The 23,447-nt window shown below is 28.1% G+C and carries 22 protein-coding genes; all 22 read left to right on the top strand.

From position 1 onward, the window contains the following. Positions 1-440: 440 nt before the first annotated feature. Positions 441-968 (top strand): bifunctional pyr operon transcriptional regulator/uracil phosphoribosyltransferase PyrR, encoded by a 528-nt coding sequence (pyrR, locus tag HZY83_RS01925; protein WP_179942398.1) that lies wholly within the window; start codon positions 441-443, stop codon positions 966-968. A gap of 158 nt (positions 969-1,126) precedes the next feature. Continuing rightward, positions 1,127-2,008 carry an aspartate carbamoyltransferase catalytic subunit gene (locus tag HZY83_RS01930; protein ID WP_179942399.1) on the top strand — a complete coding sequence of 294 codons (882 nt, stop codon included), beginning with the start codon at positions 1,127-1,129 and terminating at the stop codon, positions 2,006-2,008. A gap of 6 nt (positions 2,009-2,014) precedes the next feature. Further along, a complete protein-coding gene (locus HZY83_RS01935; RefSeq protein WP_179942417.1) occupies positions 2,015-3,292 on the top strand; it encodes a dihydroorotase in 1,278 nt (425 codons plus the stop codon). A gap of 26 nt (positions 3,293-3,318) precedes the next feature. Continuing rightward, positions 3,319-4,413: a glutamine-hydrolyzing carbamoyl-phosphate synthase small subunit gene (carA, locus tag HZY83_RS01940; protein ID WP_179942400.1), complete on the top strand. Its 1,095-nt coding sequence runs from the start codon at positions 3,319-3,321 to the stop codon at positions 4,411-4,413. Between the two features lie 11 nt (positions 4,414-4,424). Continuing rightward, entirely contained in the window at positions 4,425-7,601 is a 3,177-nt protein-coding gene (gene carB / locus HZY83_RS01945; RefSeq protein WP_179942401.1) for a carbamoyl-phosphate synthase large subunit, read from the top strand. A 57-nt stretch (positions 7,602-7,658) separates the two neighbouring features. Beyond that, positions 7,659-8,423: a dihydroorotate dehydrogenase electron transfer subunit gene (locus HZY83_RS01950; RefSeq protein ID WP_179942402.1), complete on the top strand. Its 765-nt coding sequence runs from the start codon at positions 7,659-7,661 to the stop codon at positions 8,421-8,423. A gap of 12 nt (positions 8,424-8,435) precedes the next feature. Next, positions 8,436-9,350, top strand: coding sequence for a dihydroorotate dehydrogenase (locus HZY83_RS01955; protein ID WP_179942403.1), 915 nt, complete (start codon positions 8,436-8,438; stop codon positions 9,348-9,350). A 32-nt stretch (positions 9,351-9,382) separates the two neighbouring features. After that, positions 9,383-10,081 (top strand): orotidine-5'-phosphate decarboxylase, encoded by a 699-nt coding sequence (gene pyrF / locus HZY83_RS01960; protein ID WP_179942404.1) that lies wholly within the window; start codon positions 9,383-9,385, stop codon positions 10,079-10,081. A 22-nt stretch (positions 10,082-10,103) separates the two neighbouring features. Continuing rightward, complete coding sequence (pyrE, locus tag HZY83_RS01965) at positions 10,104-10,721, top strand: orotate phosphoribosyltransferase (RefSeq protein ID WP_179942405.1); 618 nt, start codon at positions 10,104-10,106, stop codon at positions 10,719-10,721. A gap of 355 nt (positions 10,722-11,076) precedes the next feature. Continuing rightward, positions 11,077-11,943 carry a ribosome biogenesis GTPase YlqF gene (ylqF, locus tag HZY83_RS01970; protein WP_179942406.1) on the top strand — a complete coding sequence of 289 codons (867 nt, stop codon included), beginning with the start codon at positions 11,077-11,079 and terminating at the stop codon, positions 11,941-11,943. Next, positions 11,933-12,709 (top strand): ribonuclease HII, encoded by a 777-nt coding sequence (locus HZY83_RS01975; protein WP_179942407.1) that lies wholly within the window; start codon positions 11,933-11,935, stop codon positions 12,707-12,709. Before ylqF ends, HZY83_RS01975 begins: the two co-directional genes overlap by 11 nt. A gap of 50 nt (positions 12,710-12,759) precedes the next feature. Then, complete coding sequence (locus tag HZY83_RS01980; protein WP_179942408.1) at positions 12,760-14,445, top strand: ribonuclease J; 1,686 nt, start codon at positions 12,760-12,762, stop codon at positions 14,443-14,445. A 28-nt stretch (positions 14,446-14,473) separates the two neighbouring features. After that, a complete protein-coding gene (locus HZY83_RS01985) occupies positions 14,474-15,682 on the top strand; it encodes a DNA polymerase IV (RefSeq protein ID WP_179942409.1) in 1,209 nt (402 codons plus the stop codon). Positions 15,683-15,691: 9 nt separating this feature from the next. After that, positions 15,692-16,375, top strand: a complete 684-nt coding sequence (locus HZY83_RS01990; protein WP_179942410.1) for a tRNA (adenine(22)-N(1))-methyltransferase — start codon at positions 15,692-15,694, stop codon at positions 16,373-16,375. Between the two features lie 33 nt (positions 16,376-16,408). Continuing rightward, positions 16,409-17,176 carry a threonine/serine exporter family protein gene (locus HZY83_RS01995; protein ID WP_228098442.1) on the top strand — a complete coding sequence of 256 codons (768 nt, stop codon included), beginning with the start codon at positions 16,409-16,411 and terminating at the stop codon, positions 17,174-17,176. Positions 17,177-17,190: 14 nt separating this feature from the next. Further along, complete coding sequence (locus tag HZY83_RS02000) at positions 17,191-17,670, top strand: threonine/serine exporter family protein (protein ID WP_179942411.1); 480 nt, start codon at positions 17,191-17,193, stop codon at positions 17,668-17,670. A gap of 212 nt (positions 17,671-17,882) precedes the next feature. Then, complete coding sequence (locus tag HZY83_RS02005; RefSeq protein WP_179942412.1) at positions 17,883-18,410, top strand: competence protein ComK; 528 nt, start codon at positions 17,883-17,885, stop codon at positions 18,408-18,410. Between the two features lie 184 nt (positions 18,411-18,594). Next, a complete protein-coding gene (gene guaD / locus HZY83_RS02010; RefSeq protein WP_179942413.1) occupies positions 18,595-19,965 on the top strand; it encodes a guanine deaminase in 1,371 nt (456 codons plus the stop codon). A gap of 9 nt (positions 19,966-19,974) precedes the next feature. After that, positions 19,975-21,276, top strand: coding sequence for a uracil-xanthine permease family protein (locus HZY83_RS02015; protein WP_179942414.1), 1,302 nt, complete (start codon positions 19,975-19,977; stop codon positions 21,274-21,276). A 370-nt stretch (positions 21,277-21,646) separates the two neighbouring features. Next, positions 21,647-22,294, top strand: a complete 648-nt coding sequence (coaE, locus tag HZY83_RS02020; RefSeq protein ID WP_228098443.1) for a dephospho-CoA kinase — start codon at positions 21,647-21,649, stop codon at positions 22,292-22,294. Next, on the top strand, positions 22,257-22,985 hold the full coding sequence (locus tag HZY83_RS02025) for an ABC transporter ATP-binding protein (RefSeq protein WP_179942415.1): 729 nt from the start codon (positions 22,257-22,259) through the stop codon (positions 22,983-22,985). The genes coaE and HZY83_RS02025 overlap by 38 nt, the downstream gene beginning before the upstream one ends. After that, positions 22,985-23,447 (top strand): ABC transporter permease (locus tag HZY83_RS02030; protein WP_179942416.1); only part of this gene is annotated, 463 nt, incomplete at its 3' end. The genes HZY83_RS02025 and HZY83_RS02030, both read left to right, overlap by 1 nt.

The raw sequence follows: 23,447 nt of genomic DNA on the forward strand, positions 1-23,447 counted from the left end.
AATATTTAATTTGTTGATAAATACGTAATAATTTTATGAATAGTTGAGGTAATTATGCTAAAGAAAATGATATATGTTAGCATTTATATATTAATTTATATTTTTGCTATATATTTATTAAGATATAATGAGTATTTTAAAATAATTAATTGTATTTTAATAGTAATTAATTCAATATTTATAAATTTATTTATAATATATCCATTTTTGAAAAATACGATAGGCAAAAATGAAAAATAGTATTATCTAAAAAATTTTTAAAATTTTTATTGTTATTAATTGACATTGCAAAATAAATGATATACAATATTATAAGTTTAATAAGTATATGTTCTTTAACCTAGTCCAGAGAGACTAAAAGAAATATTTCGGTATGTAAGTTTATTTGTTTAAGATATTTCAACTCTGACTAAATGTCAGAGTTTTTTTTGGAGGATAATATGAAAGAAAAAGTTTTATTTGATGAAGAAGCGATATTAAGAATGATCACTAGGATATCACATGAAATTCTTGAAAAAGGTGATGATATTGAAGAAATTGTTTTGGTAGGAATAAAAACTAGGGGAATTTATTTAGCCAAAAGAATAAAAGAAAAAATAAGAAATATAGAGGGGATTAATATTGCTGTAGAAGTTTTAGACATTACATTTTATCGTGATGATTTATCTATAGAAAATAATGATCCTTTAGTAAATAATGTTAATTTCAAATTAAATCTTACGAACAAAGTTGTAGTAATTATTGATGATGTTTTATATACTGGAAGAACTGTTAGGGCAGCCATTGGTGCTATAATTGAACAGTACAGACCTAAAGCTATAAGACTAGCTATTTTAATAGATAGAGGACATAGAGAGCTTCCTATTAGAGCAGATTATGTAGGAAAGAATATTCCAACATCTAGAAAAGAAAATGTAAAAGTACAATTAACAGAGGTAGATAACGTAGATCGAGTTATACTTATGTGAAAAATTAAATAAATATCTTTTTAAGATAGTCCAGAGAGGCTAATAAGAGATTAATTAGGATTAATTTTTGCTATGAAAAATGGCGAAATCTATCCATTTAAATACCTTGTTGGCTAACAAGGTATTTTTTTTATAAAAATTAAAGAGAAGAGGTACTTATGAAAAATATAGTTTCTATGAATGATTTAAGTAATGAAGAGGTTTATAAGCTAATAAATAGATCATTAGAATTAAAAAATGGCTCTGATATTCTAAAGAGAGATGATTTATTTGTGGCTAATTTATTTTTTGAAAATTCTACGAGAACAAAACATAGTTTTGAAGTTGCAGAACAAAAAATGAAGTTGAATTTGATTAATTTTGAAACAACTACATCTTCTATAAATAAGGGAGAAAGTCTTTACGACACTTGTAAAACGTTGGAAATGATTGGCTGCTCTATTCTTGTAATTAGACATCAGGAACGTGAATATTATAAAAATCTTACGAATTTAAACATTCCTATTGTTAGTGGGGGAGACGGTAGCGGAGAACATCCTAGTCAATGCTTACTTGATCTTATGACGATTTATGAACGTTTTAATAAGATTGAAGGTTTAAAAATAGCAATTGTTGGGGATATAAAAAACTCTCGTGTAGCTAGAAGTAATTTTAATATTTTGACAAGGTTAGGTGCGGATGTAAAATTTGTTAGTCCAGATGTTTTCAAAGATATTAGTTTAGGTGAGGTAGTAAATTTTGATACTGTTATAAATGACATTGATATTTGTATGCTTCTTAGGGTGCAGCATGAACGTCATGACGGAGAAATAGTTTTCGATAAAGACGAATATCACATAAATTATGGTTTAACACAAGAAAGGTATAGAAAATTGAAAGACAGTGCTATAGTTATGCACCCAGCTCCTGTTAATAGAGGGGTAGAGATTGCAGATAGTCTTGTTGAAAGTGATAAATCTGTAATTTTTGAACAAATGAAAAATGGTATGTATATGAGGCAGGCTATATTAGAAAAAATAATAAAAGATAATAATTTATAAGGAGAAATTATGCTACTATTAAAAAACGGAAAATTACTAGAAGGCGGAAAATTGATAACAAAAGATATTTTAATAGATAATAAAAATATTATTGCAATAGAGGAACATATAGAAAAAGAGAATGTAGAAATTATTGATTTGAAAGGTAAATTTGTATTTCCAGGATTTATAGATGTTCATGTTCATTGGAGAGAGCCTGGATTTAGTCATAAGGAAACGATTTATAATGCTTCTAGAGCAGCTGCTAGAGGAGGATTTACTACAGTTATGCCTATGCCGAATTTAAATCCTGTTCCAGATACTTATGATAATTTAAAAATTCAGTTAGATTTAATAGAAAGAGACAGTGTTATAAGAGCTTTACCTTATGGATCAATTACTAAAGGAGAGTTAGGAGAAGACTATGCCGAATTTGATGAATTAGCTAACCATGTCTTTGCTTTTAGTGATGATGGTAGAGGGGTACAAAATGCTAATATGATGTATCAATCTATGAAAATTGCTGCAAAATTAAATAAAGCTATAGTCGCTCATTGTGAGGATAACTCATTAATATTAGGAGGTTGCATGCATTGTGGTAAAAGAAGTAAAGAGCTTAATCAAAAAGGAATTCCATCAGTATGCGAGTCTGTTCAAATTGCTAGAGATGTTCTGCTAGCAGAAGATACAGGATGTCATTATCATGTTTGTCATGTATCTACTAAAGAATCTATTAGAATTATTAGAGAAGCTAAAAAAGCAGGAATAAATGTAACTTGTGAAGTTTGCCCACATCATTTAATAAGTGATGAAAATGATATAGTAGAGGCAACAGGTATGTGGAAAATGAATCCACCGTTAAGATCAACAGAAGATAGACAAGCCCTTATAGCTGGGGTTCTTGATGGAACTATAGATATTATAGCAACAGATCACGCCCCCCATGCTACATATGAAAAGGAGTTGCCTATGGCAGAATCTGCTTTTGGAATAGTGGGTAGCGAGACGGCTTTTGCTCAACTTTACACTTATTTTGTAAAAACTGGAATATTTACTCTTGAGCAAGTGATTAATATGATGAGTAGAAAAGTATCTGAAATTTTTGATTTACCATATGGAAAACTAGAAGTAGGAAGTTTTGCTGATATTGTAGTTATAGATCTAGATAAAAAAGAGACTATTGATCCTAATAAGTTTTTATCAAAAGGTCGTAATACTCCATATGCAGGAGAAGAAGTATACGGAATACCAGTACTAACTTTATGTGAAGGTAATATAGTTTATCAAGATAATGATAGCTTATAATAATTAAAATTAAGAGAGGCATAATAATGTATAAATATAATAAACAATTAGTTTTGGAAGATGGGACAGTCTATAAGGGTTACGGTTTTGGAAGTGATGTTGAAATGACTGGTGAAGTTGTATTTAATACAGCTATGACTGGATATCAAGAAACTTTGTCTGATCCATCTTATAACGGACAAATAGTAACATTTACTTATCCATTAATAGGTAATTACGGAATTAATCGTTATGATTATGAAACGATTAATCCTAGTATAAAGGGAATGGTAGTTCGTGAGCATTGTAGTAAACCTTCTAATTTCCGTTGCGAATACACATTAGACGATGTGTTAAAATCATTAAATATTCCAGGAATTTCAGGTATTGATACTCGTAGCTTAACTAGAAAGATTAGAAAATTCGGAACAATAAAAGGAGTTATTACAGACATAAATAACGATGTTGAAGTGGTACTATCTAAATTGAGAAATACAGATTTACCTAACGATCAAATTAGTCAAGTTTCGACAACTAGATCATTTTTATCATCTGGTAGAGGTCATAGGGTTGTGCTACTTGATTGTGGAGCCAAATCTGGAATTTTAAGAGAGCTAAACTATAGAGATTGTGATGTTATAGTTATGCCATATAATACCAGCTATAAAGAAATTTTACGTCAAAATCCTGATGGAATTATGCTAAGTAATGGACCAGGAGATCCAGAAGATGTTATGGAAACTGTGGAAACAATTAAAAAATTAATAGGAAAAGTACCTATTTTTGGAATTTGTATGGGACATCAATTGTTGGCATTAGCTTGTGGTGCAAAAACTTATAAATTAAAATTTGGTCATAGAGGTGCGAATCAGCCAGTTAAGAATCTTTTAACAGGTAGAGTTGATATAACATCACAAAATCATGGTTATGCTGTTGACATTAATTCTTTAGAAAATACTGATTTAGAACTTACACACATAGCTGTTAATGATGGAACTTGTGAAGGATTAAGACATAAAAAGTATCCAATATTTTCTGTTCAATATCATCCGGAAGCTTCTCCAGGACCTCACGATTCAAGTTATCTTTTTGATGAATTTATTTCAAATATGCAAAAAACAAAACAATCTACTAATAATTAAGGAGTATAAGTATGCCTAAAAGAAAAGATATAAAAACAATATTAGTAATAGGATCAGGACCTATAATAATAGGTCAAGCAGCAGAATTTGATTATGCAGGAACGCAGGCTTGTTTATCATTAAAAGAAGAAGGATATAAAGTTATTTTGGTTAACTCTAATCCAGCAACTATAATGACTGATAAAGAAATAGCTGATAAGATTTATATAGAGCCATTAACTCCAGAATTTATATCAAAAATAATAAGAAAAGAAAGACCTGATGCTTTGTTACCTACTTTAGGAGGACAAGTAGGTTTGAATATGGCGGTAGAACTTCATGAAAGAGGTATTCTAGAGCAATATAATGTTGAATTATTAGGAACAAAACTGAATTCTATAAAGCAAGCAGAAGATAGAGAACTATTCCGTGATTTAATGCTTGAACTAGGAGAGCCAGTACCTGAGTCAGAGATAATTAATAATTTAGAAGAAGCATATGCATTTGTAGAAAAAATAGGTTACCCTGTTATTGTAAGACCAGCATTTACAATGGGAGGAACTGGAGGAGGAATATGTAACAATTCCAAAGAATTAGAAGATATAGTAAGTAATGGACTACATTATTCTCCAGTAACTCAATGTCTTTTGGAGAAATCTATTGCAGGATATAAAGAGATAGAATATGAAGTAATGCGCGATAGTAAAGACACAGCTATTGTTGTATGTAATATGGAGAATATTGATCCAGTAGGAGTTCATACTGGAGATTCTATAGTAGTAGCGCCGTCACAAACATTAACAGATAGAGAATATCATATGTTACGTGATGTTTCTCTAAAGATTATACGAGCTTTGAAAATAGAAGGTGGTTGTAATGTTCAATTAGCTTTAGATCCAAACTCTTTTAAATACTATATTATAGAGGTAAATCCACGTGTATCTAGATCATCTGCATTAGCTTCTAAAGCTACAGGATATCCTATAGCTAAAATAGCTGCGAAAATTGCAGTAGGACTAACACTTGATGAAATAATAAATCCTGTTACTGAAACTTCGTATGCATGCTTCGAGCCAGCTTTAGACTATGTTGTAAGTAAGATACCTAGATTCCCATTTGATAAATTTGAAAAAGCAGATAGGAAACTGGGAACACAGATGAAAGCTACTGGTGAAGTTATGGCTATGGGAAGAACATATGAAGAAAGTTTACTAAAAGCTATTCGTTCTTTAGAATATGGAGTTTATCATCTTGGATTGCCAAATGGAGAAAACTTTGAGTTAGATTATATAATTGATCGTATTAAACAAGTTAGTGATGAAAGATTGTTTTTTATAGGTGAGGCATTACGTAGAGGCATTACTCCAGAAGAAATTAGAGATATAACCAAAATAGATTTATTTTTCTTAGATAAAATGCAAAATATTATTGATATAGAGCGTGAATTAAAGGACAACAAATATAATTTAGAGCTATTAGAGTATGCTAAAAAGTATGGTTTTTCTGACAAAACTATTGCTCATCGTTGGAATATTTCAGAAGAAGATGTTTATAATTTACGCAATAAAAATAATATAAAACCTGTATTTAAAATGGTTGATACTTGTGCTGCAGAATTTGCTTCAAAAACACCATATTTTTATTCTACTTATGAGTTTGAACAAGAATCAATAGTTAGTGATAAAAAGAAAATAATAGTTTTAGGATCGGGACCTATACGTATAGGACAAGGTGTTGAGTTTGATTATGCAACAGTTCACGCAGTAAAATCTATTAAAGAAGCGGGATATGAAGCTATAATTATAAATAATAATCCAGAAACTGTTTCTACAGATTTTTCTATATCTGATAAATTATATTTTGAGCCGTTAACTACAGAAGATGTTATGGCGATAATAAATCACGAGAATCCATTAGGTGTAGTTGTGCAATTTGGAGGACAAACTGCCATTAATTTAGCAGATAGTCTGGCAGAAAAAGGTGTTAATATTCTAGGAACATCTTTGGAAGAAATAGATAACGCAGAGAATAGAGATAAATTTGAAATTTTATTAAGGAGTTTAGACATTCCACAACCTTTAGGTAAGACAGCATTTACAGTAGAAGAAGCGGTTAGACATGGTGAGGAAATAGGATATCCAGTATTAGTTAGACCATCTTATGTATTAGGTGGTAGAGCAATGGAAATAGTTTATAAAGAAGAAGAATTACGTTACTATATGCAAAACGCAGTGAAAGTTTCTCCGGAGCATCCAGTATTAGTAGATAGATATTTAATAGGAAAAGAAATAGAAGTTGATGCAATTTGCGATGGTTCAACGGTAGTAATTCCGGGTATTATGGAACATATTGAAAGGGCAGGTGTACACTCAGGAGATTCGATTGCAGTGTATCCACCGCAAAATATAAATGAAGATCTTATTAGTAAATTAGTAGACTACACTATAAGGTTAGCTAAAGGTTTAAATATTATAGGACTTTTAAATATCCAATATGTAATTAGTAATGATGAAGTTTTCGTATTAGAAGTTAATCCTAGAAGCTCAAGAACTGTACCTTTCTTAAGTAAAATTACAGGAGTTCCTATGGCTAAATTAGCTATGCAGGCAGTATTAGGTGAAAAATTATCTGATAAAGGATATGTCACAGGATTAATAGAGCCTAGTAATAAAATATATACAAAAATTCCGGTGTTTAGCTTCCAAAAATTAAAAGATGTAGATACGACGCTAGGTCCAGAAATGAAATCAACAGGGGAAGTTATGGGTGTCGAGTTAACTCTGGAAAAATCTTTATACAAAGGGTTGTTAGCAGCAGGAATAAAAATAAAAGATGGTGGAAATATTTTATTTACAGTCAGCGAAGATGCCAAAGAAGAAGCTTTAAAACTAGCTAAGAGATTTACTGACATAGGTTATAATTTGCTAGCTACAGAAGGAACTGCTAATTACTTTAAAAAACAAAATTTAAGGGTAGAAAAAGTTAATAAAATTTCAGACGAAAAAGATACAGTTTTAGATAAGATATATTCAGGAAATATAGATATTATTATAAATACTACATCAAAAGAAAAGAAAAGTACAAGTGATGGTTTTAAAATAAGAAGGGCAGCAAGTGAGCAAGATGTAGTTTGCTTAACTTCATTAGATACAGCTAATGCTTTATTAAATGTTTTAGAATCAATGAGTTTTATAATCTCTAAAGTTTAAATAACATAAAGTTTTCTAAATAAATTTATATTAAAAAAATAATTAAGGAGAATTAAAATGCAAGTTCAACTGACAAGAGTAATTAATAATGAAAATATCGCACGTAATATTTTTAGATTAACTTTGTATGGAGATATAGTTCAAAATATGAATGAAGCAGGACAATTTGTAAATATTAGAGTTAATAATAGTAGTGAATATTTACTGCGTAGACCTATTTCTATTTGTGAAATAAATAAAGAAAGTAACACTTTTGTCGTAATTTATAGAGCAGAAGGCGATGGAACAAATATATTATCTAATTTAAAGATAGGGGATTTTGTAGATGTCTTAGGTCCTTTAGGAAAAGGATATAATATAAAAAGTTTAAATTCTGGACAAACAGCTCTATTGGTAGGAGGTGGAATAGGAATACCTCCTCTATATGAACTTGCTAAAAAATTTAATGAAATAGATATAAAAACTATTCATGTTCTAGGTTTTAATAATAAAGATGATGTCTTTTACAAAGATAAATTTATGGAATTAGGCAATACTTACGTAAGTACAGCTGATGGATCTTTTGACGAAAGAGGATATGTTACAGATGTCATAAAAAAATATAATTTACAATATGATAAATATTACAGTTGCGGCCCATTGCCTATGTTAAAAGCCTTAAAAGAAATGAATAATCAAAAGGAAGGGTATTTATCTTTGGAAGAAAGAATGGCGTGTGGTATAGGTGCTTGTTATGCTTGTGTTTGTAAAACAGAAATAGATGATACAGCACGTGTTTGTTATGATGGTCCAGTTTTTAAAGCTGAAGAAATAATTTTTTAGGAGTATATTAGTATGGATAACAGATTAAGAGTAAAGTTACCAGGATTGGATTTAAAAAATCCAATTATGCCAGCATCAGGATGTTTTGCATTTGGTTTAGAATATGCCAATTTTTACGATTTATCCGAATTAGGAGCCATAATGATAAAGGCTGCTACAAAAGAAAAAAGAAACGGTAATCCTACACCACGTGTAGCAGAAACATCTAGTGGTATGCTTAATGCTATAGGATTACAAAATCCAGGAGTTCATGAAATAATTAATGATAAATTACCTAAACTGGAGAAATTTGATGTTCCTATAATAGCTAATGTAGCAGGTAGTGATGTAGAAGATTATATATACGTAGCAGAGCATATTTCAAAAGCTACAAACGTAAAAGCACTAGAACTTAATATATCTTGTCCTAATGTAAAATGTGGAGGAATTCAGTTTGGAACGGATCCTGAAGTAGCAAAAGAGTTGACTAGAAAAGTTAAAGAAGTTTCGAGTGTACCTGTATATGTTAAACTTTCTCCTAACGTAACTGATATTGTAGAAATGGCAAAAGCAGTTGAAGAAGGCGGAGCAGATGGGATAACAATGATAAATACATTGATAGGTATGAGATTAGATAAGAAATCAGGAAAACCTATCATAGCTAATGGAACAGGAGGTCTATCCGGAGCTGCGATTAAACCTATAGCTATAAGAATGGTTTATCAAGTAGCACAAAATATAAATATTCCTATAATAGGTATGGGTGGAATTATGAATGAATGGGATGTAATAGATTTTATATCGGCAGGGGCTAGTGCTGTAGCTATAGGTACGGCAAATTTTACTGATCCTTATATTTGTCCCAAAATAATTTCAAGATTACCAAATGCTTTAGATGAATTAGGAGTAAATCATATTTTAGAGCTAAAAGATAGAGCTTGGAAATAGTAATTTTATGTTGATAAAGGAGAATTAAAACTATGAAAAGAGAAATAATAATAGCATTAGATTTTTCCAACTTAGATTTGACTTTAGATTTCTTGAACAAATTTAATGGAAAAAAATTATTTGTTAAAATAGGAATGGAATTATATCTACAAAATGGTCCAAAAGTTATCGAAGCAATAAAAAATCAAGGACATAAAATATTTTTAGATTTAAAATTGCATGATATACCTAATACGGTATACGGTGCAACGCTAGGTCTATCTAAGTTTAATATTGACATTCTAACTGTTCATGCGGCAGGTGGAGAAGAAATGATGCGTGCAGCCAAAAAAGGAATGATAGATGGTGGTAGTAACAATACCAAAGTTATAGCCATTACTCAATTAACATCAACATCTGAGGAAAAGATGTTAAAAGAGCAATTAATAAATGTTAGCTTAAAGGAAAGTGTACTTAATTATGCAAAACTAGCAAAAGAATCTGGATTAGATGGTGTAGTATCATCTGTTTATGAAGTAAGAGATATATTAGAAAAATGTGGAGAAGAGTTTCTTACGGTTACTCCTGGTATACGTCTAGAATCTGATGATAATGGAGATCAAAAAAGAGTTGCTACGCCATTGTTAGCAAAGGAAATGGGATCAACATATATAGTAGTTGGAAGACCTATTACACAATCAAAAAATCCTATAAAAGCGTATAAATCTTTTGAAGAAAAATTTATTAAATAGTAAATATATGAAAGGTGATATAATGAAAAATTTAGAACGAGATATTGCAAAAAATTTATTAGAAATTAAAGCTGTAGAATTAAGACCTAATGATTATTTTACTTGGACTTCTGGGTTGAAATCTCCTATATACTGTGATAATAGATTAACTATGTCGTATCCTAGTGTGCGTCGTAATATTGCAAAAGGATTATCTCTAATAATAAAAGAAAATTATCCAGAAGCAACAGTAATAGCAGGTACGGCAACAGCGGGTATACCACATGCAGCGTGGGTTAGTGAAATATTAGATTTGCCAATGTCTTACGTAAGAGATTCTAAAAAGAAACACGGAAAAACTAACCAAATAGAGGGAAAAATAACTAGTAATGATAAAGTAGTTGTTGTGGAAGATTTAATTTCTACAGGTGTATCTTCAATTAATGTAGTAAAAGCATTAAGAGAAACAGGATGTGAAGTATTAGGAGTAGTTGCAATTTTTAGTTACTTAATTAATAAATCAAAGGAAGAATTTGAGAAAGAAAATATATCTTACAGCACTTTAACTAATTACGATGCTTTAATAGAAGAAGCAAAAATTCAAGGATACATAAAGGAAGAAGATATTGCAGAGCTAGTGCAATGGAGAGATAATTTATAATAATTGTTTTGAATATTATTTAATAATTTTTAAAACATTATTAATAATATAATTAATTTTACTGCATATTAAATATATTTATAAATATGGAAGAGAAATCTTCCTTTTTTATTTTAAAAAATAAAGATTATTTTTAATAATTTAGAAGTTAGTAAGTATGTATATTATTATATATTATTTACAACATAATAGTTGTGGATAAATCAGAAAAATGATATAATATCTTAGTGTATTTTAGGATAAAGTAGATATAAATATAATTTTTAAACTGTGAAGTCTAATTGATAATAAGATAGTCACAGTTTTTTATCTAGTGATAAATATTAGAATAAATTAAATTTTGAAAGGATTTATTATGGTAATTCAATGGTTTCCAGGTCATATGGCTAAGGCTACTAGAGAAGTTAGAGAAAAATTAAAACTAGTAGACATTGTATTTGAGTTAGTTGATGCACGTTGTCCATTATCTTCTCACAATATGTATTTAGATGAAGTTGTAAAAGATAAAAAGAAAATAATTATTTTCAATAAAATAGATTTGTGTGACAAAAAAGAAACTGCAAAATGGAAAAAATACTTTGAAGAAAATGGTTATAAGGCAGTATATTCTGATTCTAAAAATAGTAAAAACTTAAATGATATTATTAATTCAGCTAGAGAAGAATTATCAGAAAAGCTAGAGAGAATGATAGAAAAAGGAATTAAGCCTAGAGCTATAAGAACTATGGTTATAGGTGTTCCTAATGTAGGGAAATCAACCTTTATTAATAAAGTAATAAATAAGAATGTGGCTAACACAGCTAATAGACCTGGTGTTACAAAAAAACAACAGTGGCTAAAATTGAATAAAAATATCGAATTGTTAGATACACCTGGAATTTTGATGCCTAAATTTGATAATCAAGAAATAGGAAAAAAACTAAGTCTTGTAGGATCTATTAAAGATGATATTACACCATTAGATGATGTTAGTTTATATTTAATTGATATTTTAAAAAGACATTATCTAGAAAAATTAAATAGTGTCTATAAGATAAATGTTAATCATAATACAAATAATTTAACGATAATGGAAGAAATAGCTAAGAAGTGTTATAAATTAATTGATGGTGATTATGACTACGATAGCACTATCAAATTATTAATTCAAGATTTTAGGACTCAAAAATTCGGCTTAATAACTTTAGATAACTTTGAGGAAATGTTAAAAAATGAAAATTAGTGAAATAAAAGATAAATTAAAAAACTCTAATGTTAGTGATGAATTATTACTAGAATTATCTAATGACGAAAGAATAGGTGTAAAAAAATTATTAGATAGCTACTATAAACAAATATCTAAAGAAAAAATACAACAAGAAGAATATGCTAGCAGGACAATTTATGAACAAAAATGCTATAATTTAGGATACAAGTACATATGTGGGATTGATGAGGTAGGAAGAGGACCTCTGGCTGGTCCGGTAGTAGCAGCAGCTGTTATCTTAAAGAAAGATAGTTATTTTCCTGGTCTTGCTGATTCCAAAAAATTAACAAAAGCCAAACGAGAAGAGTTATATAGTAAAATAGTTGAAGAATGTTTGGATTATAGTATAGTAGAATTAGATAATAAACAAATAGCTAAACATAATATTTACAATGCAACTAAGATAGCTATGATAAAAGCTGTAAATAATTTATCTATAAAACCAGACTTTTTATTAATAGATGCTATGCCATTAGATATACCTGATATTAATAGTCATAGTATAATAAAAGGTGATGACAAAAGTGTGTCTATAGCAGCAGCTTCTGTAATAGCAAAAGTATATCGAGATAGATTGATGGAACAGTATGCTATTAAGTATCCTTATTATGATTTTGAAAATAATATGGGTTATGGAACAAAAAAACATCTTATAGGATTGGAAAAATATGGTGTTTGTGATATTCATAGAGAAGATTATGAACCCATTAAATCAATGTTAAAATTTAAAAATAATAAATAATTAATATAAGTTATTTTATAGAGGATAAGTGGTTTATAAAGGAGGATAGAATGAATAAGAAAAAATATAAAAAAAATAATAACGAAAAAATAAAAATTACTCCATTAGGAGGGGTAGAAGAAATAGCTAAGAATATGTATCTAGTAGAAATTAACGACGAAATGTTCTTATTAGATGCAGGATTAATGTTTCCAGAGACAAAAATGATAGGTATAGATGCTGTTATTCCAGATATATCTTATTTGATAAAGAATAAAAATAAAATAAAAGGTATATTTATAACAAATGGTCATGTTAGTGCTATGGGAGCTATACCTTACATAGTTGATAAACTAAACTTGCCAATATTTGGTTCAAAGTTATCAATAGAATTATTAAAAAATCATTTAAGACAATTAGGTGTAAAAAAACGTTTGAAATTTAATTATGTTAACAGCAACAGTGTTTATAATTTCGATAATACAACAGTATCATTTTTTAAGACAACATATTCTATGCCTGATTCATTAGGTGTTACTTTATCTACTACAAAAGGTAATATAGTTTATACAGGAGAATTTAAATTTGATCAATCAGTTACCAAAGAATATCAATCAGATATTTTTGAAATTAGCAAGATAGGAAAAGAAGGAGTATTAGCTTTACTTAGTGATTCTATAAACGCAAATACATTTGGTTACAATATTCCAGAACAAGAAGCTGCTGAACAAATAGAATCTGCTTTTTATCAGGCTAACAAAAGATTAATTGTAACTTGTTATGCTTCTAACTTTTTAACAATATCTCATATTCTAAAAGCTGCTTTAATGCAAAATAGAAAAATACTTTTAGTAGGAAGAGCTATAGAAGATGCAATTAAATCTGCACGTAAACTTAATTATTTGAAAATTGATGATAGTAAGTTTATCTCTATAGAAGATTTAAATAATTATCCTAAAAATGAAATTTTTATTTTATCTTCTGGAGAGCAGGGAGAACCTATAAAAGCTATGAAACAATTAGCAGAAAGAAAAGTAAAAGGTATAAATATAGAGCAAGGCGATACTATTATGGTAGCAGCAACACCTTCTCCTACTATGGAAGTTATGCTTTATGATACGTTGAATTTATTAGTGAAATTAGGTGCTAATGTAGTAGCGTCATCTAAAAGATTACATGCTTCAAGTCACGCTACAAGAGAAGAATTAAAAATGATGTTGAATATATTAAAACCTAAGCATTTTATTCCTGTACAAGGTGAATATAGAAACTTAAAAATTCATACAGAACTTGCAATGCAAACAGGAGTTCTAGAAGAAAATGTGCACTTATTAGAAAAAGGAAGTACATTAGAATTAATTGGAAACAAGGTTAAAGTAATAAAAAATAATATTCCTGTTGGAAATGTTCTAATAGATGGTAAGAGTGTAGGAACTATAGAAGAAAGTGTTTTAAAAGATAGAAAGGTTCTTTCAAATGACGGTATTTTTGTTGCATCTTATGCGATAAGTAGAAAAACTAAATCTATTTTAGGAAAACCATGTATTCAAACTAAAGGATTCGTCTATGTTAAGAAAAGCGCAGAATTAATAAAAGAAGCTGAACAAAAAATTGCTGAGTACATAGAAAATAATCCTATAAAATCTTTAAGAGAGTGTTCTGCAATTAAGTCAGAACTAAGAACTATGTTATCTAGTTTGTTATACGATAATACAAAAAGAAAGCCAATAATAGTTATTAATTTTTCTATAGTTTAAGTTAATATAATTTTAGGAGGTTTGTCGAATGAGTAGAGTAATAGCACATATAGATATGAACTGCTTCTATGCTAGTGTAGAAGAAAAATACGATACTAAATTAAAAGATAAACCTATTGCGATAGCAGGTTCTATAAAAGATAGACATGGAATCATAGTAACTTCTAACTATATAGCTAGAAGTTATGGAATAAAAACAACTATGAGAGTAGGAGAAGCTAAAAAGCTTTGTCCTACTCTCAAATTAATGAAGCCTAATTTTGAAAGATATCAAGAAGAATCAAAAAAAGTTTTTGATTTAATAAAAACGTACACTCCACATGTTGAAGTAGTTTCTATTGATGAGGCGTATATAGATTTAACAGATATAAATGAACCGATAAAAACAATGGCATTGATACAAAGAAGAATTTATAAAGAATTGAAATTACCTTCTAGTGTAGGAATTTCTTATAATAAATTTTTTTCTAAAATGGCGTCTAATTTGAAAAAACCTAAAGGGTTTACTATAATAAATAAAAAAAATTATAAAGATATATTATGGAATATGGATATATCTAAAATGCATGGCTGTGGTAAAGCTTCTTCAGCAAAATTAAAAAAATATGGAATTAAGACTATAGGAGATATTGCACAGGCTAATGAGATAATATTAAATAGTCTTCTAGGTGTTCAAGGTCTTAGATTAAAACAAAAAGCTAATGGAGAAGATAATAGAAAATTGAAATATACAATGGAGAGAAAATCTATAGGAAATTCAAAAACTTATCCGACAGATTTAGAAGAAATTGATGATATATTGGTAGAAATAAGAAAATTATCTAAAAAAGTTTCTACAAGAGCTCAAAATAGAGATTATTTAGGAAATAATATTTCAATTATTATAAAATATAATGATTTTAAAACTGTAACTAAGGCAAAAAAAGTATTAAAGTATGTTAATAGTGAACAAGAAATTTATATGTATGCTAGCGAATTATTACTCGATGTTTATGATATTGAGAAAAAAATTCGTTTACTAGGTGTATCTTTAAATGATGTAGAAAAGATAGAAAATATTTTCGAACAATTAGATATATTTTCTGCAAATAATAGTGAAGAAGTTCTCAAACTGAATAAAACTATGAAGGCAATAAATGATAAATATGGAAAAGATACTATAGTTGAATTAAAGAAAAAAAGTAATAAGAAGAATATTATTACTACTAGCTTTAGTAAAGATTTTCTTGATGAGTAAGGAGATATAATGAGTATAAATATAAAAAATAGATTAAAAAAAGTAGCTGAATTTGTGGAATATAGAAGATTGGCAGATATTGGAAGTGATCACGCTTATCTTCCTATCTACTTGGCACAAAAAGATCAAGTAGATTTTGCTATAGCTGGTGAAGTTGTCGAAGGACCACATAAAGTTTCTATTCAAAATGTAAAAGATAATAATTTGACCAATGTAATTAATTGTATAAAGGGATCTGGTTTGGAAGTTTTCTCTTTAGACGATAATATAGAAGTAATAACTATTTGTGGTATGGGTGGAAAATTAATAGCGGATATATTAGAGAGTGGAAAAGATAAACTAGTAAATGTAGAGCAGTTAATATTACAACCTAACGTAGCTAGTAATTTAGTTAGAGAAAAGCTAGAACAATTAAACTATAATATTTATGCAGAAGATATTTTGGAAGAAGATGGTCATATTTATGAGATAATTGTTGCTAAAAAAGGTGAGATGAATTTAAGTGAAGAAGAAAAAATTTTTGGAAGATACTTATTAAAGCAAAAGCAAGAAATATTTATTAAAAAATATGAAGAAGAAATAAATAAGATTGATTATATTTTAAAACAGTTAGAAAATTCTACGAATAAGAATTTAGAAAAAATAAAAGATTTACAAAATATGAAAAGTATGATAAAAAGTATATTATATTAATTAATACAAAAAATTTTTAAGGAGGGTAGGATATTGTTAGTTAAGAGTAAAAAAGAAGCAAAAGATGTTTTAAATTTCAGTGCTAAAATTGCAAGACTTATGATGGCGTATGGTGCAGAGGTATATAGGGTTGAAGATACTATATATAGGATATTAGGTGCATATAAAAATATAGAAACAGTAAATGTTCTTATTAATTATAATTTTGTAATTATAACTTTTATTTATTGTGAATCGAATATGACCGCGATGCGCAGAGTAACTTTGGGAGATAAAAATTTAGAGAAAATTTCTTTAATGAATGATTTATCTAGAAAAATTGTGTCCGGAGAACAGACAGATATTGAGCAAGCATTTTCCAAATTAGAAGAAATACGCAATACAAAACCATATTCTGATATAACTGTTGTTTTAGCTCTTATGATATCCGCTCCTTTTTTTGCGGTTATGTTTGGAGGAACTTTCAAAGATGCAATCTACTCTTGTACTATAATGGCTATACAAGGATATTTTTTGATATATGCTACAAGGTTTAAGGTTATGTTTTATTTAAGCAATTTCTTGGGTGCTTTTTTGGCTACTGTTTTGACAGGTTGGGCTGATAATTTTTTTGATATTCAACATCCTGGAAGTATTATAATTGTTGGTCTTATGCCATTAGTTCCTGGTGTTCAAGTAACAAATTCTGTACGTGATTTTATGGCAGGAGATTATATGTCAGGAATAGTAGGTGTTATGTCTGCAACTTTTATAGCTTCTGCTATTGCATTAGGGGTTATTTTTGGATTTAGATTAAGTTAAGAAGGAGTAATTTTATGACAAATTTTAGTTATGACTATATTTATTTAATGATACAGTTTAGTCTAGGATTTATAGTAACATTTGCATTTGCTATATTTTTTAATGCTCCTAGAAGATCTTTACTTACTTGCTCTTTTATAGGCTCTTGTGCTTGGATGGTATTTATATTTATAAGACATATTTCAAAAGATGTAGTAGTAGCTACTTTAGTAGGAGCAGTATTAGTAGGTTTACTATCTAGTAATGCTTCCAAAAAATTGAAAATGCCGGCAACAGTTTTTATATATACAGGAATAATTCCATTAGTTCCCGGATATGGAATGTATTATACTATGCAAAATTTAGTTACAAAAAATTATTCAGTAGGAGCCCAATTAGGAGTAGATACTTTGCTACAGGCAGGAGCTATAGCGATGGGCATATTAATAGCGTCTGTATTTTCGGTATCTATAAATAGAGTGAAGATACAAAGAAGAACAAAATTTAAAAAATAAATAATATATAATTTAAAACTATACAAATAATTTTGATTTGTATAGTTTATTTTGATTATTATATTCTTTTAGAAGAGTTTGAAATAGATAATATTTTAAATAAATTAATATAAGTTATACGATATCATAGATATACTAATTTATTTTGTAAAACATATAATTTCTAGAAATATTATATACAATTTGTTATAATAAAATTAGAGGTGGAAGTTATGAATGTGTTTACAAAACATGATATAGTTATGTTAATAAAAAAGTATGAAATTATGGCAATAAGCTGTTTTTATGACAATATGGGAGCACTTATTTCTAAATTGTATTGCTATGAAAATGGAGAAATTTTAGTAGATATAAAGCCCTCAAAGGTAATAACTACTATTTGTGAAATATTTAATACGGATACTTATGAAAATTGTAGTAAAAAGACGAAAAAAACAATTTTATGTGACAAAAAGGTACCTGTAATAATAAATGATGAATATGGTAGTGTTTGGTTGCCTTTTGGTATTACAAAAAATGATAATGAAGGTAGTTTTTGGCTAAATATGAATTATCTGTCTATAAATCCTCACACAGCAAAAATTGACAAAAAAACTAAAAAAATTAATTTAATATTAGAAGATGGTCAAGTGATAAAAACTAATATTAATTATAAGAACTTTATGTTGAAGTGGGGAGAAGGAGCCTCTCTAAAATATGAGCTTGATAAAATCAAAAAGAGAATATTAAAGAGTGTATAGAAATATGTCTTGCTAATAATTATTAGTAAGGCATATTTTTTATTCGGACTTAATACACGTACGTTTTATTTTTAAAATGCAAATAACAATTAGAAAAACAAACTTTATGAGTTAAAAAATATTGAATTTATTATAAAAGTATGTTATATTATGAAAATCTAATAATGTTGATAGGGAGGTAAAAATGTTAAATAATATTAATAATGTTTTTAAAGGATCAGTATTTCAAACTAAAGAATATGGTACATTAGAATATTTAGATAATATTTTGATATTAGTTGACAATAAAGGTATTATAAAAAATGTAATAGAGAAAGAAAATGAATATTACAAACCTATAATTGAAGAAGCAACTAATAAGAATATTTTAGTAGAATTATCTGAAAGTCAATATTTTTTACCTGGTTTCATAGATTTACACATTCATGCACCCCAATGGCCACAGGCAGGAATCGCATTAGATGATTCTCTAGATGTGTGGTTAAATGAATGTACATTTCCTCTAGAAGCAAAATATAGCGATGTTAATTTTGCCCAAAAGGTTTATGATGATTTAGTAAAAAACTTAGTAGCTCGTGGTACTACTACTGCAATGTATTTTGCTACTGTTCATCATAATTCTAGTTTAGAATTAGTGAAATCATGTATTAATAATGGACAAAGAGGTTTTGTAGGTAAAGTTGTAATGGATAATGTAGAAATGACTCCAGATTACTACAGAGATAACTCTACTAATGAGGCGTTATTAGATACAGAAAAGTTTATTCAAGATGTAATTAAATTAGGAGAGAATGTTTTACAGGGAGTTTATCCAGTTGTTACACCGCGTTTCATACCTAGTTGCACAGATGAAGCATTGTATGGATTAGGTAAAATAGTTAAGAAATATGATGCTTATGTTCAATCCCATTGTAGTGAATGTGATTGGGAGCATAACTATGTAAAAAGCAGGTTAGGTATGACTGATACACAAGCCCTTAATAAATTTGGACTTTTGGGAGAAAAGTCAGTAATGGCACATTGTAATTTTCTAAACGAAGGAGACGGAGAAATTTTTAATCAAACAGGAACATCTATAGCGCATTGTCCTATTTCTAATTCTTATTTTGCTAATGCTGTGTTACCTGTAAAAAGATTAAAGAAACAAGGTGTAAATATCGGTTTAGGTACAGATATATCAGGAGGATTTTCTCCAAGTTTATATGATAATATTAAGCAAGTTGTTATATCATCAAGAATGTTGGAAGATGGAGTTGACTCGAATATTTCTAATACAAATAGAGGAGTTAATGATTCTAGAACATCTGTAGTAGAAGCATTTTATTTGGCTACAAAAGGTGGAGGGGACGCACTAAAACTTCCGTTAGGTATTATAGAAGAGGGATATATTTGTGATTTGCAAGTTATTGATATAAACGCATCTAAGAGTAAATTACCTAATTTTAACATTTTTAACGATAAAAAACATTTATTAGAGAAAATATTGTATTTATCAACTATTAATAATATTAAACAAGTTTGGATACAAGGAAAACTTGTTTATGAGAATAATTAGGAGAAGAAAATGAAAAATAATTTAACTATAGGTGTAGATCAAAATATACCAACATCTCAAGGGATTATACTAGGATTACAGCATGTTTTAGCTATGGACATATATGTTCCTCCATTTATTATAGCTACTGCCTTATCATTAGCTGCGGGAGATGCTACTGGTTTGATACAATCGACGTTTTTAGCAGCAGGATTAGCATCATTAATTCAAGTTTTATTTTATTTGAAATTGCCTGTATGTCAAGGGCCTTCATTTGTTCCTATAGGAGCTATAATAGGTATCTATCTAGGCGCTAATGGAATGGGAAGTGTAATAGGTGCTAGTATAGTTGGATCTGTTTTGATAGTAATTTTAGGATTTTCTGGAATTTATAAATATATAGTAAGAAACTATATCCCATCTATTGTCAGCGGTACTATAATTATGATTGTTGGACTTACTCTGTTACCATCCGCTTTCAATAGTAATATTTATGTATCTAGTAATAATTTGACTATAAATCAAAATATATCTTTAGCAGCTATAACAGCTTTTACTTTAGTTTTATTTTCAAGCTTAGGAACATATTTTAAGAGGTATGCTAGAATTTTACAAATAAGTTCAGTTATTTTAGCTTTAGGTGTTGGAACGACAGTAGCTTATTTTATGGGTGGCTTTAGTTTTAAAGCAATATCGGAAGCTAGTTTCTTTAGCTTTCCAAAACTTGCCTTCATAGATTACAGTATAGACTTTAATTTTGCAGCTATTTTAACTATGCTTGTAATTTATATGGTGTTATTAGCAGAAACTACTGGAACATGGTATGCAGTTAGTTCGGTTATTGATACACCACTTACTGACAATCAAGTTAACAAAGGAGTTATAGGTGAAGGATTTGGATGTTTAGTATCTGCTTTAGTAGGATCTACACCTGTGACAGGTTATTCTACTAATGCGGGTATTATATCAATAACAGGTATAGCTAGTAGAAAAGTTTTTATTTTTGCATCTGGATGGTTTATTTTATTATCATTTTTAGGTAAATTAGCAGCTATAATTAATTCTATTCCTTCTTCTGTAATAGGAGGAGTATTCGCAGTAGTATGTATGATAATTATGCTAAATGGATTTAGAGTAGTTAAGAATGCTGATTTTTCTGAACGAGAATTATATATAATAGGAATACCATTAATATTTGCAATAGGATTATTATTTATTCCAAAAGAAGTGGTAACATCTGCTCCACAAATGTTACAATATTTATTAAATTCTCCTATAGCTATAGGTGCTATAGTAGCAATTATTATGAATAAAGTAATGCCTAATAAATAAATTTAGTTTAGATATTGTGTAATAAATTTTAATTAATAATTAATATGTTTTAATTTTCATTTATAATGAAAGAAATAAATTTAATAATCATTATTTTATATTGTATAAAATATTAGCCCACTCTTACAGTGGGCTTTTTTATTATTTAAAATGCATTTGTTATTTATAAAGAGTATGAAAATATTAGATAGACAAGTAGTATTGTTTTTGATTATATTGTAGATGAAATGTTATTTTGTGTTGTTTTTGATTAAATTAAGCAGAGTTCTAATTTCAATAAATAGGTATAATATTATATCTAGTCTTTTTATTTATAATAAAATCTTTTATTATTATAAAAATATAGTAAAAGATACGTAGCTGTGATAAAATGAATATTATAAAAATATTAGTAGGTGATAAGATGAAAGTAGCTATTACAGGAAGTATAGCTTGTGGAAAAAGTACAGTTAGTGACTATTTAATATCTAAAGGGTATAGAGTTATTGATGCAGATAAGATAGGTCACGATGTTCTAAATTATGATTCTGTAAAGAAAGAATTAGTAGAACATTTTTCTTCTGAAATATTAGAAAATAATGAAGTAAATAGAAAAGAACTGTCTAAAATTGTTTTTTCAAGTAAAAAAAATTTATTCAAATTAAATTCAATAACACATCCTGTCATAAAAAAGAAGATATTAGAAAATTTAGACACTGAAGAAAGACTAATATTTTTAGATATAGCTTTATTATTTGAAAGTAAATTTGTTGATTTGGTTGATAAAGTAATAGTAGTTCATGTAAATAAAGAAACACAAATTTATAGGTTAGTAAAAAGAAATAATTTTAGTATAGAAGAAGCTGAAAAAAGGATTGCTAGTCAAATACCGTCTGAAGAAAAAATTATTTTAGCAGATTATGTGCTTGATAATAATGGAACTAGAGAGCAATTATATAACCAAATTGATAATATATTAAATAAAGTAGAGGAGGAAATAGATGGTTTTAGAAATAAAAAACTTGACGGGAGGATATAACAGAAAAAAAGTAATAGAAAATGTTACTTTTAATATTCCAAAAGGTAATATAACGGCATTAATAGGACTTAATGGTGCTGGGAAAAGTACAACTATTAAACATATATTAGGACTGTTAAAACCTATGTCAGGAGAGATAAAAGTAGACAATATTACTATTTTTGATAATGTTGAACAATATCGTAAAAATATTTCTTATATTCCTGAAAGTCCTATTTTATACGAAGAATTAACTCTTGAAGAGCATATTAATTTAGTAGGTATGTCTTATGGTATGACATTAGAAGAAACATGGAATAAAGCAGATAAATTGTTGGAATTATTTAATTTAAGTGATAAGAAGAAATTTTTCCCTGTATATTTTTCTAAAGGAATGAAACAAAAAGTAATGATAATTTGTTCTTTCTTAGTAGAACCTAATCTTTATATAATAGACGAACCTTTCTTAGGATTAGATCCTATAGCAATAAATGATTTAATTAATCTAATGTGCTCAGAAAAAGAAAAAGGTAAGAGTATTTTAATGTCAACTCATATACTAGCTACAGCAGAAAGGTATTGTGATAATTTTATAATTATTCATGAAGGTAAAATATTAGCAAATGGTACTTTAGATGATATAAGAGAACAATTTAATATGTCTGGTGCGACTCTAGATGAGATATATTTAAAATTGACTAAAGGTAATTAATGGATAATATTAAAGAAATATTCAATTACAGAATACATCAGGAAAAAGAAAAACGCTCCAGATACAATAAATACATTTTCAACTCGCACCTTGTAATGTTTTTGCTGATAACTGTAGGAGCTGTAATATTTAATTATTCTAAATGGTTAGAATCAGCTAGTCCTTTTCAACTAATGGTAGTAATAACTTTAGTTTTTGTTTGTTTAGCCTATATATTAACTGTAACCAAATTGAAAATTTTTATTTTAGAAGCGGATTCGATATTTTTATTACCTTTGGAAAAGAAATATATTGAAATAAAGTATAAGATAATAATTCCTATTATTATAAGAAAAATAGTATTAATATTACTTTTTAGTTCAATAGTGTATCCTATGATAACAAAACTTAATGTAGGTATTATTTATAATATTAGTTTTCTTGTTTCAATGATTATAAGCTCAATACTAGTAACTGTTATTA

It is taken from the genome of Gemella sp. GH3, from assembly GCF_013415425.1.
GTDB lineage: Bacteria > Bacillota > Bacilli > Staphylococcales > Gemellaceae > Gemelliphila.